15 protein-coding genes are annotated in these 16,825 nt (G+C 60.9%); 7 read left to right on the top strand and 8 right to left on the bottom strand.

From position 1 onward, the window contains the following. Positions 1–2: 2 nt before the first annotated feature. A complete protein-coding gene (cls, locus tag P3R38_RS24855; RefSeq protein WP_277686687.1) occupies positions 3–1,442 on the bottom strand; it encodes a cardiolipin synthase in 1,440 nt (479 codons plus the stop codon). A 131-nt stretch (positions 1,443–1,573) separates the two neighbouring features. Between cls and P3R38_RS24850 the strand changes: the two genes are divergently transcribed. Continuing rightward, positions 1,574–2,101 carry a DUF3617 domain-containing protein gene (locus P3R38_RS24850; protein ID WP_023383096.1) on the top strand — a complete coding sequence of 176 codons (528 nt, stop codon included), beginning with the start codon at positions 1,574–1,576 and terminating at the stop codon, positions 2,099–2,101. Positions 2,102–2,105: 4 nt separating this feature from the next. Here the strand turns inward: P3R38_RS24850 and folE2 are convergent, their stop codons facing one another. Together folE2 and P3R38_RS24840 are read right to left on the bottom strand one after the other, a co-directional pair. Beyond that, positions 2,106–2,993 carry a GTP cyclohydrolase FolE2 gene (gene folE2, locus P3R38_RS24845; RefSeq protein WP_023383095.1) on the bottom strand — a complete coding sequence of 296 codons (888 nt, stop codon included), beginning with the start codon at positions 2,991–2,993 and terminating at the stop codon, positions 2,106–2,108. A gap of 23 nt (positions 2,994–3,016) precedes the next feature. Further along, positions 3,017–3,397, bottom strand: a complete 381-nt coding sequence (locus P3R38_RS24840; RefSeq protein WP_104881054.1) for a glutamine synthetase — start codon at positions 3,395–3,397, stop codon at positions 3,017–3,019. Between the two features lie 112 nt (positions 3,398–3,509). Here P3R38_RS24840 and zigA point away from each other — a divergent pair, with 112 nt between their 5' ends. Genes zigA through P3R38_RS24825 form a run of 3 tightly spaced genes read left to right on the top strand, consistent with a single transcriptional unit; the run spans position 3,510 to position 6,353 of the window. After that, positions 3,510–4,718: a zinc metallochaperone GTPase ZigA gene (gene zigA / locus P3R38_RS24835; protein WP_023383093.1), complete on the top strand. Its 1,209-nt coding sequence runs from the start codon at positions 3,510–3,512 to the stop codon at positions 4,716–4,718. Beyond that, positions 4,715–5,341, top strand: a complete 627-nt coding sequence (locus tag P3R38_RS24830; RefSeq protein ID WP_023383092.1) for a DUF1826 domain-containing protein — start codon at positions 4,715–4,717, stop codon at positions 5,339–5,341. The genes zigA and P3R38_RS24830 overlap by 4 nt, the downstream gene beginning before the upstream one ends. Positions 5,342–5,381: 40 nt before the next feature. After that, positions 5,382–6,353, top strand: coding sequence for a CobW family GTP-binding protein (locus tag P3R38_RS24825; RefSeq protein WP_104881055.1), 972 nt, complete (start codon positions 5,382–5,384; stop codon positions 6,351–6,353). Here P3R38_RS24825 and P3R38_RS24820 read toward each other — a convergent pair whose 3' ends face one another. After that, a complete protein-coding gene (locus P3R38_RS24820) occupies positions 6,354–6,746 on the bottom strand; it encodes a DUF3301 domain-containing protein (protein ID WP_023383090.1) in 393 nt (130 codons plus the stop codon). 120 nt (positions 6,747–6,866) lie between these two features. Here P3R38_RS24820 and pdxY point away from each other — a divergent pair, with 120 nt between their 5' ends. Further along, positions 6,867–7,739: a pyridoxal kinase PdxY gene (pdxY, locus tag P3R38_RS24815; RefSeq protein WP_023383089.1), complete on the top strand. Its 873-nt coding sequence runs from the start codon at positions 6,867–6,869 to the stop codon at positions 7,737–7,739. Here the strand turns inward: pdxY and P3R38_RS24810 are convergent. After that, on the bottom strand, positions 7,736–8,221 hold the full coding sequence (locus P3R38_RS24810) for an acyl-CoA thioesterase (protein ID WP_023383088.1): 486 nt from the start codon (positions 8,219–8,221) through the stop codon (positions 7,736–7,738). The two genes, pdxY and P3R38_RS24810, sit on opposite strands and share 4 nt — an antisense overlap. 322 nt (positions 8,222–8,543) lie before the next feature. Here P3R38_RS24810 and P3R38_RS24805 point away from each other — a divergent pair, with 322 nt between their 5' ends. Beyond that, entirely contained in the window at positions 8,544–10,304 is a 1,761-nt protein-coding gene (locus tag P3R38_RS24805) for a cation:proton antiporter (RefSeq protein WP_023383087.1), read from the top strand. Positions 10,305–10,442: 138 nt separating this feature from the next. On the opposite strand, the gene P3R38_RS24800 is transcribed toward P3R38_RS24805, so the two are convergent. The 3 genes from P3R38_RS24800 to uvrD all read right to left on the bottom strand — a co-directional run bounded on the left by P3R38_RS24800 (position 10,443) and on the right by uvrD (position 14,202). Further along, the gene (locus P3R38_RS24800; RefSeq protein WP_023383086.1) at positions 10,443–10,850 is read right to left on the bottom strand and encodes an SMI1/KNR4 family protein; all 408 of its coding nucleotides are present in this window, start codon (positions 10,848–10,850) and stop codon (positions 10,443–10,445) included. A 112-nt stretch (positions 10,851–10,962) separates the two neighbouring features. Then, a complete protein-coding gene (locus tag P3R38_RS24795; RefSeq protein ID WP_023383085.1) occupies positions 10,963–11,817 on the bottom strand; it encodes a TIM44-like domain-containing protein in 855 nt (284 codons plus the stop codon). Between the two features lie 198 nt (positions 11,818–12,015). Then, on the bottom strand, positions 12,016–14,202 hold the full coding sequence (gene uvrD / locus P3R38_RS24790) for a DNA helicase II (protein ID WP_023383084.1): 2,187 nt from the start codon (positions 14,200–14,202) through the stop codon (positions 12,016–12,018). Positions 14,203–14,442: 240 nt separating this feature from the next. Here uvrD and P3R38_RS24785 point away from each other — a divergent pair, with 240 nt between their 5' ends. Then, positions 14,443–16,800, top strand: coding sequence for an EAL domain-containing protein (locus tag P3R38_RS24785; protein WP_023383083.1), 2,358 nt, complete (start codon positions 14,443–14,445; stop codon positions 16,798–16,800). Positions 16,801–16,825 lie beyond the last annotated feature (25 nt).

Here is a 16,825-nt window from a genome sequence, read left to right as displayed (position 1 = left end):
ATTCAGAGAATCGGTGAGATCAGCCGGGCGATACGCATCCCAAGTTGTTGCAGGCGATGCGTGTCGCGGCTGTCTTCTGCGGTGATCTCCCTGGCATGCTCGAAGTCATGGGACAACATCGCTTCGACCTGGTCGGCGAACGTGCGGTCGATGGTCAGCAGGGTGATCTCGAAGTTCAGGCGAAACGAACGGTTATCGAGGTTCGCGCTACCGATAGCGCTGACCTCATCATCCACCAGTACCACCTTCTGGTGCAGAAAGCCCGGCAGGTACCGGAACATGCGCACGCCTGCGCGTACCGCTTCGAAGGCGAACAGACTGGAGGCGGCGTAGACGATCCTGTGGTCTGGGCGCGACGGAATCAAAATCCTCACATCCACGCCCCGTAGCACTGCCAGACGCAAGGCCGCGAACACGGCTTCGTCGGGGATGAAGTAGGGGCTGGTTATCCAGACTCGCCGGGTCGCGGAATGGATCGCTTCGATGAAGAACAGCGAGCAGGTTTCCTGAGAGTCTGCCGGGCCACTGGCCAAGGCCTGGCAGAGTATGCCGTTCTCTGGGTACGCATCTGGCAGGATCAGCGGCGGTAGCTGGCGCGTGGCCCAGTACCAGTCTTCGGCGAACGACTCCTGAAGGCAGGCCAAGACAGGCCCGCTGACTTGCACATGGGTGTCGCGCCACGGTGACAATCGAGGATGCCCGCCCAGGTACTCATCACCCACATTGTGGCCACCGATGAAGCCCAGCAGGCCATCCACTACGACGATCTTGCGGTGATTGCGGAAGTTGACCTGGAAACGATTGAACCAGCCGCGGCGGGTGGCGAACGCATGGATCTGCACGCCGCCCTCACGCAGCACTTGGCTGTAGCTTGCTGGCAGCGCATGGCTACCAACCCGATCGTAAAGCACGAAGACCCTCACCCCCTCGGCAGCTTTGCGTAACAACAGCTGCTGAAGCTCCTGGCCGATGACGTCATCGTGGATGATGAAGAACTGCACCAACACTGCTTCTTTGGCGTCGGCGATGGCAGCGAAAATGGCATCGAAGGTCGCCCTGCCATTGACCAGCAACTTCACCTGGTTGTTAGCCAGGCAAGGCATGCGCCCAAGTTTGGGCATGGCACGCAGGGCGGCGTAGCTTTCCGACTCTCTGGCCGTGAGGGCTTCCTCGACCCAGGGCCGCCAGTTGAGGTTAGCCATGGCCACGTGCATTTCCTGGTTGGCCTGGCGTCGGGCGTGGATGTAGGCGTAGAAGGAGCGGGCGCCGAACACCAGGTAGGGGATCAACGTGAAGTAGGGAATGAAGAAGAGTGACATCGCCCAGGCGATTGCGCCTTGGGCAGTGCGCACGGTGAACACCGCATGGAGGGCGGCGAAAATCCCGATCAGGTGAATCACACCAAGCACGTAACCGAAGAAGTAGGGGCTGTGGTAATCCATACGCATCCTGCTTGCCGAATACACTTGGGCTAACAGAACACGTTCAGGGTGTGGCTTGCAACCTGCGTGCGGTTTTAGCGTCTAAGGCTCAGTCCGGCCCGTTGACCGGTTTTCTCTAGGAGCGTTCGTCCATGAAGATTCGTCTGCCACTGTTGGTCTTGGCCGTGGGCCTGAGTAGCCCCGTGGTGCATGCGCAGATGTTGCAACCAGGCCTGTGGGAACTGACCACCAGCAACATGCAGGTCGATGGTAAACCGCTGCCCGACATGGAATTCATGCTCGGCCAACTGAAAAATCTTCCACCGGAGCAGCGGGCGATGATGGAGGGGGTGTTGGCCAAACAAGGTGTGACGGTAGGGGGCAAGGGCGTGCGTTCGTGCCTCACGCCGGAGCAGGTCAAGACCAACGACATCCCCCTGCAGGATCCTCAGTCCGGATGCACGCAGAAGATCACCGACCGCACGGGTAATGTCTGGAAGTTCCAGTTCAGTTGCCCTCGCGCCCAAGGCAGCGGGCAAGCGACTTTCCTCAGCGATCGGGAGTTTCACACGCAGGTCAGCGGGACCTTCAATGCCTCCGGGGTTCAGCAGCAGGGCAGCATGAATACCAAAGCGGTCTGGCTGGGAAATGATTGCGGTACCGTCAAACCACGAAGCTGATGGTTCACCATTGCCACTGGCTCGTGGCGACCGCGTCGTGGGCATGCAGACTTTCCGCATGTTCCACGCGCAAGGTGAAAGCAGTGCTCCAACTCAACTGCCGCAGCGTCTGATGAACGCGTCGTGCGGCGTCCTCACAGAACATCAGGTTCTGTCCGTTGGCCAGTGCGAAGGCTTGTTCATCGGCGCGCTTGACCGCCGTCTGCACCGGCGTGCCCAGGCTCGATTCGATGCTATCGATCAGTTCGGTCACGGGTAAACGGTCCAAGTTGTCCTGCAATCGTACGCCCACCAGTGCCAGGCTGCGTTGGCTATGGGGTGTCGCGACGATTCCCTGGGTGCTGCCCAGCCACTGCAATACGGCTTCATGATTGATCGGTTGCCCGGCAAAATCTGCCTGAAACTGCTGTTGAATCAATTGTCTGGCCAAGGCCGCCGAGCAGGGGCAGGTCGACGAATAGGGCACACGCACCGATAGTTCCACGTGGAACATTTCGTGTTCCATCCTAGCGTCCACGGTGATGGCGTAACTTTTCCAACCCGCCAACGGGCTGACCAAGGCTGGCCGTTTCAGCAGATGATCGAAACGTAGGCGCAGGTATGCACCGGATGACAGCTCCGCGTGGCTGGCCAGAAACTCCGCCAGGCATCGCCGAATGGCGAGTGGAGTGAGTGGTTGCCGCTCCAATGCTTCCAACGAAAGGTACAGCCGCGACATGTGAATACCGCGCGATGCTCCGTCGCTCAGGTTCACCCCTGCGTCGGCCAGTGCAGCCACGCTGCGTGTCTCGAACTGAATAGGCACGGCGATCCCACACATGCCAACCCAGTCCAGCGGGGTTGCGTGTTGTTGGGTTTGTGCGGCGATATCGGGAAGCGTGAGGCTGGTCATGTGAATATCCAAGGGAAGTATTGTCAGCGGCAACCGCCGATCAGGCTGCAATGCAGGTTGAACCGGGCTCCGCTGGAGCTCGATACACGATTGAGCGTGGTCCAGCCGACGCGGTGGCTGTAGCCGACCCAAGCTTCGCCGTCGCTGGCCAGACCAGTGAAAAAGGTCATCGCGCCGAAGCGGCTATTGGTCTGTGCCCACAAGCGGCGGCTGGCGCTGTCATAACCCCGCAGGTAAAGCGTGCCCCGTTCGCTGCGCACGCTGTAGTAATTGCCTTTGCCATCTTGGCAGGCCAGCAGCGTGGCGCTGCGTGTGCACAGCGCCAGGTTGCCGACCTTGGGCATGGCGAACAGTGGCAAAGGCGTGAAAAGCAGCAGCAGTGCCACCGCGCGCGACAGGTTCATTTACAGCTCCGGGCAACACGTCCGACGAGAACGGCTTGGCGAAATTGTATTGTTACTTTATAACATTATGCAATGCATCGTTTCGAATGCGTCTGCCTGATGAGGTTTCACCATGTCCAATCGCTTACCCGTTACCGTGTTGTCCGGCTTCCTTGGAGCGGGCAAGAGCACGTTGCTCAACCATGTCCTGCGTAACCGCGACAACCTGCGTGTGGCGGTGATCGTCAACGACATGAGCGAAATCAACATCGACGCCAGTGAAGTGCAGCGCAATGTCAGCCTTAACCGCGCTGAAGAAAAACTGGTGGAGATGAGCAACGGCTGCATCTGCTGCACGCTACGGGAAGATCTGCTGGAGGAAGTTGCCCGGTTGGCGCAGGAGAAGCGTTTCGATTACCTGCTGATCGAGTCCACGGGGATTTCCGAACCCTTGCCCGTGGCGGAAACTTTCACTTTCCGCGACGAGCAAGGGCGCAGTCTGTCTGACATGGCGCGCCTGGACACCATGGTTACCGTCGTCGATGGCCTGAACTTCATGCGTGACTACCAGGCGGCCGAAAGCTTGGCCAGCCGTGGTGAGACACTGGGCGAGGAGGATGAACGCTCGATCAGCGACCTGCTGATCGAGCAGGTGGAATTTGCCGATGTGCTGTTGCTGAGCAAGATCGACCTCATCAGCCAGCACGAGCGAGAAGAGCTGACGGCCATCTTGCGCAGCCTGAACGCTCGGGCGCAGATCGTGCCGATGGTCATGGGGCAGGTGCCGCTGGCGCGCATCCTGGACACGGGTCTGTTCGACTTCGACCAAGCTGCACAGTCGCCGGGCTGGTTACGTGAGCTGCGGGGCGAGCACGTGCCAGAGACTGAGGAATACGGCATCGCCGCGAGCACCTGGCAGGCCCGTCGACCCCTGCATCCACAACGCTTCTTTGATTTTATCCACAGCCCTTGGAGCAATGGTCGTTTACTGCGCTCCAAGGGGTTCTTCTGGCTTGCTAGCAAGTTTCAGGAGGCCGGCAGTTGGTCGCAGGCTGGCGGCATGATGCGCCATGGGTTGGCGGGGCGTTGGTGGCGGTTCGTGCCGAAGGAGCAATGGCCTCAGGACGAGGAGAACATCGCCGCCATTCTTAAGCTGTGGACCGAAGAATGCGGAGATTGCCGGCAGGAGCTTGTGTTCATCGGGCAGAACATCGACTTCGAGAGGTTATCCACAGAGCTCGATGCATGCCTGTTAACCGACCAGGAGATGGCGCTTGGCGCAATGGCTTGGCTGCGGTTGCCTGATCCTTTTGGTCCCTGGCATGAGGAGGCGGCGGCATGACGCCCGCGCTCAGGGCTGTGGATATCCGTCAGGTCGCAGGTGAATCACCGCGCAGCCTGTCCGACATTCTGCTCGATGGCGTCAACCTGGCCGTGTGGCAACGTCGACTGCCGGTCCAGGTGCAGGACTTTGCCAGCTTGCTGCTCGGTCAAGGCCAATTGCTGGCGGATGCGCGTGTGCTGGAGGTGAATGAAGATCGCCCGCTCCAACTGAGCCCTCTATTGCCCGAGGCGGCTGATCTGCATGGTTACGAAGGGTTCGTCGCCGATGTCTACTGGCTGGTCTCTGCGTTTACCTGCCTTGTCGGTGCGCGCCGTGTCGGCCTGCGTGTGCGCGTACTGGAGGGGGCCATGTGTCCCCGCTTTCATGTTGATCATGTGCCTTTGCGCTTGCTCACGACCTACGCCGGCCCCGGTAGCGAGTGGTTACCCGAGGGGTCTATAGCCCGCGACGGCCTGTCGCTGGCGCACGAGCCTGTGGATAAGATACAGCGCCTGCAAGCGGGCGAAGTTGCCATTCTCAAAGGTGAGAAATGGTTGGGTAACGAAGGTGCCGGATTGGTCCATCGTTCGCCGTCGAGTAACGAGCGGCGTTTGCTGCTCAGTCTTGACTGGTTGGCGTGACGGGGCATAGTGGGTGACACACCCGCCTTGAACTCATCGCATGCTGCAGAATATTCCCACCCATGTCATCGCCGGTCCCTTGGGCGCTGGCAAGACCAGTCTGGTTCGCCAGTTGCTGGCCCAGCGCCCACTCAATGAGCGTTGGGCGGTACTGGTCAACGAGTTTGGGCAAATAGGACTGGATGCCGCCCTGCTGCACCGCGATGACGATGGCATTGCCATCGGCGAGGTGGCAGGAGGCTGCCTGTGCTGCGTCAATGGCATGCCGTTTCAGGTAGGATTGGGCCGGCTGCTGCGCAAAGCTCGGCCCGACCGCCTGTTCATCGAACCCTCGGGGCTGGGTCACCCTGTGCAGCTGTTGAAGCAGCTTGGGCAAGCGCCGTGGACTGGGGTCCTGGCTGTCCAGCCGCTGTTGATGGTGGTGGACGCAGAAGCGCTGGCGCGCGGCGAGCCTCTGGCAGATGCTCAAGCACAGGCGTTACAGGCATCGGGTTTGGTGGTTTTCAATAAGGCCGCTGCTGTGGATGAACAGAAACGGCTGTTGATAACTGCCGCCTTGGCCGGCCAGGAAGGCTACTGGACGGACTTTGGCGCATTGCCCTTGGCCCGACTTCCGGTTTCGTCCACAGGGACGGCCGGTCGAGGTTCGGTAGAAGCACTGGCTGTGGGTAATGCGCCGGCTCCACCTCAGCCCCTGTGGACAGACCCACGAATCCCAATGTGCCTTGTCCACGCGGGAGAGGAGAGTTGGAGCATCGGTTGGCGCTGGCACCCCAGCCAGTGTTTCGATCAGCAGCGACTGCGCGGTCTTCTTGAGTCCTGGCCTTGGCGTCGCGCCAAGGGTGTTATCCACAGTGCGCAGGGCTGGAAATCGTTCAACGGTGTCCATGGCAGGGCGCCTGATTGGCAGCCCAGCGATTGGCGCAGGGACACCCGTATCGAATTGATCTTCGACCAAGCCCAGCCCCAGCAAGTCCTGCAGGACGCGCTGGCTGACTGCCGGATCGATTGATCAATTGCGCCAGCGGTTGTGCTCCTGGCGCCACTGCTGCATCTCGATCACGTTGTCGCCGCGAGGCGGGGTCTTGATCTCGAACGGGTAAGGCGCCAATTCGATCTGCATACTGTGGGCACCGAATTGCGTTACGGTGCCTGGGTGACGTTGCTCGCCTGTGACAGTGAACTCGAAGGCGTATACCCGCGCCAAGCGCTTGCGCCCATTGGCATCGCGGACAAAGGCGATGCGCTTGAGGGCGACGGCGTCGTCGAGCAGCTCAAGGTCGAGCTTGGCGCAATGCTGCTTGACCCGTTCCAAGGCTTTTTCGCGCAGCCCATGGTTGTGCCACAACCAAGCGCCTGCCGTGGCCACCAGCATCAGGACGAGAAGATTCTCAAGGGTCAACATTTGCATATGCTCCAAACAGGTCGAACCAGCTTAACTGCGTCCCTGGCCTGTCGTACAGGTGGCAATCGAGTTCATACTGCGCTGCGCACAATCCTTGAAACAGCTTTGGAAATCTCCCGCATGAAACGTACCCCGCACCTGCTCGCAATCCAGTCCCATGTGGTGTTTGGCCATGCCGGAAACAGTGCTGCGGTGTTTCCCATGCAGCGTATCGGGGTCAACGTCTGGCCGCTCAATACCGTGCAGTTTTCCAATCACACTCAGTATGGCCAGTGGGCAGGAGAAGTGCTTGCTCCAGCGCAAATTCCTGCGTTGGTGGAAGGCATTAGCAACATCGGGGAGCTAGGCAACTGTGACGCCGTGCTTTCCGGCTACCTGGGCAGTGCGGAGCAAGGGCGGGCGATTCTGGCGGGGGTGGAGCGTATCAAGGCGGTGAACCCGAATGCCTTGTACCTGTGCGACCCGGTCATGGGCCATGCGGAGAAGGGCTGTATCGTCCCGGTCGAGGTGAGCGAGTTCCTGCTCGAAGAGGCCGTCGCGAAGGCTGACATTCTATGTCCGAATCAGCTGGAGCTGGACAGCTTCTGCGGCCGGCGCGCAGAGTCGCTGGCCGATTGCGTGGCCATGGCGCGCAGCCTGCTCAAGCGTGGCCCGCAGGTGGTGCTAGTCAAGCACGTGTCCTACCCCGATCGGGCGCCAGATTCGTTCGAGATGCTGCTGGTTACCGAGCAGGCGAGCTGGCATCTGAAGCGGCCGCTGCTGGCCTTCCCGCGCCAGCCGGTGGGTGTCGGTGACCTTACCTCGGGGCTGTTCCTGGCGCGTGTGCTGCTGGGGGACAGCTGGCAGCAGGCCTTCGAGTTCACTGCGGCGGCGGTGCACGAGGTATTGCTGGAAACCCAAGCCTGCACCAGCTACGAATTGCAGCTGGTGAGGGCCCATGATCGCATCGCCCATCCGCGTGTGCGCTTCGAGGCGCAACGCCTGGCGTTCTAGATCGAGTCGGTCTTCAGGTCCTGGTAGCGCTTTTCCAGTTCCTGGCGGATCTGGCGGCGCTGCTGGCCTTGCAGGAAGCGCCGCTTCTCTTCGCTGGTTTGTGGCTGACGCGGTGGTACCTGGACCGGGCGGCGATTGTCATCGACAGCCACCATGGTGAAGAAGCAGCTGTTTGAGTGGCGAACGGAGCGTTCGCGGATGTTCTCGGTCACCACCTTGATGCCCACCTCCATCGAGGTATTGCCGGTGTAGTTGACCGAAGCCAGGAAGGTCACCAGTTCGCCGACGTGTACCGGCTCACGGAATATCACCTGGTCCACCGACAGCGTCACCACGTAGCTGCCGGCATATCGGCTGGCGCAGGCGTAAGCCACTTCATCGAGATACTTGAGCAGGGTGCCGCCATGTACGTTGCCGGAGAAGTTGGCCATGTCCGGCGTCATCAAAACGGTCATAGTCAGCTGGGCGTTTCCAGGTTCCATAGAGTGCTCACGGTGAGGTTGCGCTGAAGCGGGGTGGGTATCTACAGACACGTCGGTTCCCCTCTTGGTGTTTGCCATCCTGATACGGGACGTTGGCTGACGCTCCATCGTCACGCCGATCACGCCATCGGCGGCGGTTAAGTAGCCGATCTGTTTCTGCATATTGCACCGGCAATTTGCGGCGAGGTGCGATGTTAACCTGAGTACGCCCCTGCAACATGGGCTTTCCAGCATTCAATACAGTATGTACTTGCTGCTCGCTCGGGGCTGCTTTGGCAGAGGAGCGGTCTGCCTTGGCATCGAGAAAAAGGAGAATCGCGCCATGCATGCCATCAGCTTCATCCAGGACCTCGCAGTGATCATGCTTGTCGCTGGTGTCGTGACCATTCTCTTTCATCGGCTCAAACAGCCCGTGGTGCTGGGCTACATCGTCGCAGGCTTCATCATCGGCCCGCACACTCCGCCCTTTGGCCTGATCCACGACGAAGACACCATCAAGACCCTGGCCGAGCTTGGGGTGATCTTCCTGATGTTCTGCCTGGGCCTTGAGTTCAGTCTGCGCAAACTGTTCAAGGTCGGTGCCACCGCCTTCATCGCAGCGTTTCTGGAAATCGTCCTGATGATCTGGATCGGCTTCGAGATAGGCCGCTGGTTCGGCTGGAGCACCATGGATTCGCTGTTCCTAGGGGCGATCCTGGCGATTTCATCGACCACCATCATCGTCAAGGCGCTCAATGACCTGAAGATGAAGAACGAGCGTTTCGCCCAGCTGATCTTCGGCGTGCTAATCGTCGAGGACATCCTCGGTATCGGCATCATCGCCTTGCTGTCAGGAATCGCGGTCAGTGGCACTGTCAGCTCCGGGGAAGTGTTTTCCACCGTAGGCAAGCTGTCCTTGTTCATGATCGTGGCGCTGGTCATCGGCATTCTGCTGGTGCCGAGGCTGTTGGCCTACGTCGCCAAATTCGAAAGCAACGAGATGCTGCTGATCACCGTGCTTGGGCTGTGCTTCGGCTTCTGCCTGCTGGTGGTGAAGCTCGAATACAGCATGGTACTGGGGGCCTTCCTGATTGGCGCGATCATGGCCGAGTCGCGGCAGTTGCTGAAAATCGAACGCCTGATCGAACCCGTTCGCGACCTGTTCAGCGCGATCTTCTTCGTCGCCATCGGTTTGATGATCGATCCTCAGGTGCTGGTAGATTATGCCTGGCCGATCGTGGTCATCACCTTGGCGGTGGTGCTGGGCAAAATGCTGTCCTGTGGCATGGGGGCATTCATTGCCGGCAATGACGGCCGCACGTCGCTACGCGTGGGCATGGGTCTTTCGCAGATTGGCGAGTTTTCGTTCATCATCGCTGCCTTGGGCATGACCCTGCAGGTAACCAGCGACTTCCTTTACCCCGTCGCCGTTGCGGTGTCGGCCATCACCACGCTGCTGACGCCGTATCTGATCCGCGCCGCTGATCCGCTTTCGATCAAACTCGGGCACGTGGTGCCGCGCCGCCTGGCACGGGTGCTGTCGCTGTATGGCGAGTGGTTGCGCAGCATCCAGCCGCAGGGCGAGGGCGCGATGCTGGCCGCGATGATCCGTCGCATCCTGCTGCAGGTGGGGGTGAATCTGGCACTGGTGATCGCGATCTTCTTCAGCGGAGGCTATTTTGCTGGCCGTATCGGCAATTGGCTGACCGAGTGGGTGAGCGATGTCAGTCAGCAGAAGGCGGTGATCTGGGGCGCTGCACTGCTGCTTTCGCTCCCGTTTCTGATTGCGGCCTATCGCAAGCTCAAGGCGCTGTCGATGCTGCTGGCGGAGATGGGCGTCAAGCCGGAGATGGCCGGGCGTCACACGCAGCGCGTGCGGAGGGTGATTGCCGAGGTGATCCCGCTGTTGTCGTTGCTGGTCATCTTCCTGCTGCTGTCGGCGCTATCGGCGAGCATTCTGCCCACCAGCGAGTTGCTGCTGGTGATCGCGGTGGTGGCGGCATTGGTGGTGGCGTTGCTTTGGCGTTGGTTCATACGCGTACACACGCGCATGCAAATCGCCCTGCTTGAAACCCTGGAGAACAGTCGCGATCACTCGCACTGAGCGGGTTGGGCTTTCTGCGCCAGCGTTCACCGAAGTCCGAGGGGATGGAGCGGTAGCGATGGCGCCAAGCGCAGAAAGCCTGGGGATTCTACGGGGCAAAATGGCCATGGGCCATTATTTTGTGAGTTTAATTCTCACTCAGCTTTCAAGCCAGACGTCCCGGGCCCAGTGCCAGACCGACTCCCAGCTGTCTTCGCCCAAGGCTTCCTCTTCGGCATCCCACAACACGACAGTGCCGTCTTCCTCGACGCAGTAGTAGTTGTCGCCGTCCTGGCAGATGGGGATCAGGTCGCGCGGTACGCCAGCATCCCAAGCGTTTGCCGCGACGTCGGGCAGGTAGGTGTGCGACTGCGGGTCGGTGACGGTTACCGGTTCAAGAGAGCCATAGACCACATCGCTGACGGTCAGCAGGAACTCTTTGAACACGAAAGGGATGTTGATGAACAGTTGTTCCTCGATCTCGACCAGCAGATCTTCGTCGGGAAGTTCCAAGGGTACCGGTACCGGCTCGTTGGCTTCACGGAGTTGTTCGATCACTTCTTCCACGGTTCACATCCTCTAACCTTGATGAACGCTGCGCGTTATACCCTAGTATCCCACTTTGGCAAAAGCAAAAACCCCGGGGCAAGCCCGGGGTTTTTTGCACAGCGTGCGTCGGTTAACCGTTCTGGCGGATACCGGCGACCAGCCACGGCTGGTTCTCGCCTTGAGCGCGAACCATGTGCCAGCTCTCGCTGAAGGCCTCACCTTGATCGAAGCGCGAATTCTTCGACACGCCACGGAAGGTCAGGGTAGCGTCGGTGCGGTCTGGGCGATCGTCTACACCGTCCAGTTGCACATCGAGGTTGTCGATGTAGGTGGACTGGAAGCCATCACCCAGTTCGGCACGTTCACGCTTGAGGAACTCGAGCATTTGCGGGGTCACGAACTCAGCGATCTTGTCCATCTCGTTGGCATCCCAGTGCTGCTGCAGCGCCTGGAAGTGGTTGCGAGCGGCGGCCAGGAAGTTCTGCTCGTTGAACCAGGCTGGTGCGTTGATCACCGGAGCGGCTGCGGCGGCTGGCGCGGCCGAACCACCGAAGATCGACGGCTGGGCAGGCTGGGCGTGAGCTTCACGCTGGAACGGCGCATGGCCAGGCGCGGCCATTTGCGGCTGCTGCTGGCGGCGGCGCGCAGCAATGAAGCGGAACACCAGGAACGCGATCAGGGCGACGATCAGGAAGTCCATGATCTGCAGGCCCTCGAAGCCGTCACCCATGAACATGGACGCCAGCAGGCCACCGGCGGCGAGGCCGGCGAGTGGGCCCAGCCAGCGCGAAGCACCGCTGGCGGCGGCCGGAGCACGGCCAGGAGCGGTCGGCGCGGCAGCAGGCGTGGTTGGCGTGGCCTGGCGGGTCTGGTGGATAGGCGCGGAGCCCGAACTCTTGCCGCCGCCGAAACGCTTGGCGTTGGCGTCCAGGCTCAGCGTCAGGCCGACGCAGAGCGCCAGAGCGATGCTAAGAAAACGTTGCATAAATGGGATTTCCCCTGTTGTGGATTGCACGCGCGTCATGTTGCACAGGTTCCTGGGCACATGACCAGCGTCATAATGTTTCGAGCTTTTGCCTGATGTTGCCAAGACCTTGTGGCGGGCAAGCCGGCTCCTGCCCGTATGGCACCGATCCCGAAATCCCGCAGGAGTCTACTTGCCAGCGATGGCGGCGCAGGAGCCTCAGATAGCCTCGAGCTTGGCGTACCCCAGCATGAGCCACTTGCTGCCTTCGGCGAAGTTGACCTGCACCCGTGCCTGGGCGCCGGAACCTTCGAAGTTGAGAATCACCCCTTCGCCGAACACCGCATGCTGCACGCGCTGGCCAAGGTTGAAGGCGGTCTGCGGAATACTGGCGTTGGCGAACAGGCTACTGGCCGAGCTGGTCTTCGCCCCACCGAATGGTCGGCTGACGCTATTGGACAAACGCACTTCCTGAACCAGGCCGGCCGGGATTTCCCGTACGAAACGCGACACTTTGTTGTAGGTCTCGCTGCCGTACAGGCGTCGGGTCTCGGCGTAAGTCATGATCAGCTGACGCATGGCGCGGGTAATGCCCACATACGCCAAGCGGCGTTCTTCCTCCAAGCGGCCAGGCTCTTCCAGGCTCATCTTGTGTGGGAACAGGCCTTCTTCCATGCCCACCAGGAACACATAGGGGAACTCCAGGCCCTTGGCGCTGTGCAGGGTCATCAGCTGAATGCTGTCCTCGTGCTCGTCGGCCTGCGCCTCGCCCGCTTCCAGCGACGCATGACCCAGGAAGGCCGAGAGCGGCGTCAGATCGGCATCTTCTTCGCCCGCTTCGAAGTTGCGTGCTGCGCTGACCAGTTCCTCAAGGTTTTCTACCCGTGCCTGGCCCTTTTCACCTTTTTCTTCCTGGTGATAGATGATCAAGCCGGACTGTTCGATGACCGTCTGGGTCATCAGGTGCAAGGGCATGTCAGCCGTTTTGCCTGTCAGGCTTTCGATCAACTCGATGAAGGCCCCCAGGGCGCTGGCGGCGCGCCCCTTGAGAGCCTTGGCGGCCAGCAACTGGCACATCGCCTCCCACATCGACAGTTGGCTGTGGCGGGCATGTTCACGGATGGCCTCGACGGTTTTCTCGCCGATGCCCCGTGGCGGTACGTTGATGACCCGCTCGAGAGCGGCATCGTTGCCACGGCCTTCGAGCAGGCGCAGGTAGGCCATGGCGTTCTTGATTTCGGCACGCTCGAAGAAGCGCTGGCCGCCGTAGATGCGATACGGGATGCGTTCGCGAAGCAGCGCCTCTTCCAATACCCGCGACTGGGCGTTGGAGCGATAGAGAATGGCGATGTCGCTGCGCGAGTTGCCTTGCTTGATGAGGCTCTCGATGGTCTCGACCACGTAGCGCGCTTCGTCATGCTCGTTGTAGGCGGCGTAGAGGGTCAGCGGTTCGCCTTCGCCGAGGTCCGTCCACAGCTCCTTGCCCAGGCGCCCGCTGTTGTTGGCGATCAGCGCGTTGGCGGCCTTGAGGATGCCGCCGGTGGAGCGATAGTTCTGCTCCAGGCGAATCAGTTCGGCGTCGGGGAAATCGGCGGTGTATTGGTGGATGTTCTCGATCTTGGCGCCACGCCAGCCGTAGATCGACTGGTCGTCGTCACCCACGGCCATCAGGCTCACGCCGCCGCCGGCCAGCAGGCGCAGCCAGGCGTACTGCACGGCGTTGGTATCCTGGAACTCGTCCACCAGTACATGGCGGAAGCGCCGTTGGTAGTGCTCCAGCAGGCCGGGGTGGTCGCGCCACAGGTCGAGGGCGCGCAGCAGCAGTTCGGAAAAGTCGATGACCCCGGCTCGCTCGCAAGCCTGTTCGTAGGCTTCGTAGATGCTGCGCATGGTGCCCAGGAACAGGTCGCCGCTGGCCTGGATGTGCTGCGGGCGAAGCCCTTCGTCCTTCTGCCCGTTGATGAACCATTGTGCCTGGCGTGCTGGCCAGCGCTGTTCGTCCAGCCCCAGGTCGCGGATCACCCGCTTGATCAGGCGCTGCTGGTCGTCGCTGTCGAGAATCTGGAAGTTCTGCACCAGCCGCGCCTCCTGCCAGTGCGCGCGCAGCAGGCGGTGAGCCAGGCCGTGGAAGGTACCGACCCACATGCCAGCCGGGTTGATGCCCAGCAATTGCTCGATTCGATGGCGCATTTCTGCTGCGGCCTTGTTGGTGAAGGTCACCGACAGGATCGAATGCGGTGAAGCCTGCTCGACCTGGATCAGCCAGGCGATACGGTGCACCAGCACACGGGTCTTGCCGGAGCCGGCGCCAGCAAGCACCAGTTGACGCCCCAGCGAGGCTGCTACGGCCTGGCGTTGGGCATCGTTGAGGGAGTTCAGCAGGAGGGAGAGGTCATCATTGTGCATCCGGCCATTCTAGGGCCGTGCAGGGGACAGGGGCAAACGCCGATGGGGCAAAACTTGCCGTTCGTCCGTTGCCGTTCATCCGGGCTTGTGCCAGGGCAGCGTAATTGAGCGGTTCGGTGCGGGTTTGTCGGGGTTTTGGCAAATCATGATCCAGAGCAGTTTGGTCTGGCGCGGCGCTTGTGTATTCTCCCAGCACGTTTGCGGTCATCCATAACAATAACAGCACAAGAACCCGACATTATGACCCAGGATTGCGTGGCGATCGGAGCATCGCCGGATACGACACGGAGTGTTCGCAGGCAATTCGCTACCCAGCTTTCGATCGAGCGCACCCGTCTGCTCTACCAGGGCTCTTTGTTGCCCACCTTGTTCATGCTGCTCAACGGCCTGCTCTGCGCCTGGTTGCTGTGGAGCCCTGAGCGCTACCTGCTGGTCAGTGTCTGGATTGTCTGGCTGCTGGCGCTGGTGGCCTTGCGAGTCATTCAGGTAACCGCTTTCGAAGCGGCCGACACCCAGCGCCAGGCCCGGCCTATATGGTGGCGGATGTTCCTGCTTGGCTCGGGTTTCAGCGGCCTGACCCTGGCCTGTGCGGCCATCGCTCTGGTACCTGCGGAGAGTTTCGTCCAGCAGGCGTGGGGGTTTGGCCTGTTGGGCGCGGCTACGCTGTCGGCCAGTGTCGCCTACGCGGTGAGTTTGCCAGCCTTCCTCAGCTTTGCCCTGCCATGCCTATTGCCACCGATTGCGTTTCTGTTCTTTTACGATGCCGGCGAACAACGGGGCTGGGGATGTTTTGGCCTGATTCTGCTGGCGGCATTGCTGGTCGTGGCCTGGCAGGTTAATCGCCTGATCGAGCGCGGGCTGTTGCGGCGCTTCCAGAACCAGCTGTTGACCGAGGACCTGCAGCGCGTCCAGGCCCAGAAAGCCCTGGAGGACCACCAACGGCTCGCGGCCTCGGTGTTCGAGGCTTCCAGTGAAGGTATCGTCATCCTGAGCGCTGACTTCACGCTGCTGACCGTCAATCGGGCTTTCTGTCAGATGACCGGTTACTCGCGCAGCGAGCTGCTGGCGCGCAATGTCCTGGATCTGCCCTGCAGCAGCGATGCTCGGCGGCACAGCGGCCAGATCGAGCAGTCGCTGCGTCAGCAGGGGTACTGGCAGGGCGAGTTGGTGGAAGCTCGCAAGAGTGGAGAACTGTACCCGCAATGGCTGCAGTTCACGGGCGTTCGTGATGCTTCGGGGAATTTGAGCAATATCGTTGGCTTTTTCTCCGATCTTTCCGCGAGACGGGCGTCCGAAGAGCGCATTCGTTACCTGGCCCAGCACGACGAGCTCAGCGGCCTGGCCAACCGTGCGTTGTTCCGCATGCGCCTCGATGAGGCCGGGCGGCGTGTGCGTCTGAGTGGCCGCAGCCTGGCGTTGCTGCACATCGACCTGGACCGCTTCAAGCTGCTGAACGAAAGCCTCGGCCATGAGCATGCCGATCAACTGTTGAAGAAGATCTCTCAGCGAATCGCCAATGCCGTACCCGAGGCCGACACCGTGGCGCGCTTGTCTGGCGATGAGTTTGCCGTGCTGTTCGACGGTTATAGCAACCTGTCGAGCCTGGTGCGGGTGACCACCCGGCTGCTGGACAAGCTGCGCGTGCCGTTGCGTCTGGGCGAGCATGAAGTGGTGATCAGCGCATCGGTTGGCATCAGCCTGGCGGCTGACGGCAGTTTCGAACCCAACCAGTTGATCAGCCAGGCTGACATGGCCAAGCAGCACGCCAAGCACCTGGGTGGCGACAATTTCCAGTTCTACACCGAGAGCCTGCGCGCCAGCACCTTGGAGCGTCTGCAACTGGAGAACCAGCTGCGCAAGGCCATTGATGAAGGCCAACTGCTGGTCTACTACCAACCCAAGCTCTGCTTGCGCACCGGGCGTTTGCATGCGGCTGAAGCTCTGGTGCGCTGGCTTCATCCTCAATGGGGCATGGTACCGCCCGGTGATTTCATCGGCCTGGCCGAGGAAACCGGGCTGATTGCGCCAATGGGCGAGTTCGTTTTGCGGCGTGCCTGCTGGCAGGCTTGTCAGTGGCAGCGTCAGGGGCTGGATGTGCGTGTCTCGGTGAACCTGTCGGTTTACCAGGTGCGCCAAGGCAAGATCGTCAGCCTGGTGCGGCAGGTGCTCGAAGAAACGGGCCTGCAGCCGCATCTGCTGGAGCTCGAACTGACCGAGAGCCAGTTGTTGGAGAATGTCGAGCACATCATTTCGACCTTCAGGCAGCTGCACGAACTCGGTGTGAAACTGGCCATCGACGATTTCGGAACCGGTTACTCCTCGCTCAGCTACTTGAAGCGCTTACCGGTGGATTTCGTGAAGATCGACCAGGCCTTCATCCGAGGCTTGCACGAAGGCAGCCAGGATGCGGCCATCACCCGGGCAATCATCGCCATGGCGCGTAGCCTGAACCTGAGAGTGGTCGCGGAAGGGGTAGAGACGCAGGAGCAGATGGCGTTCCTGCGTGAGCAAGGGTGTGACGAGGCACAGGGTTATCTGATCAGCCGACCGATCTGCGAAATGGACTTCGAACGCTTGATCGCCACCCGCCAGGCCTGATGCGCACCTGGCGTCGCGCGGTAAC

It is taken from the genome of Pseudomonas sp. NyZ480 (assembly GCF_029537255.1).
GTDB lineage: Bacteria > Pseudomonadota > Gammaproteobacteria > Pseudomonadales > Pseudomonadaceae > Aquipseudomonas > Aquipseudomonas taiwanensis.
This window is presented reverse-complemented; position numbering and strand designations above follow the sequence as displayed.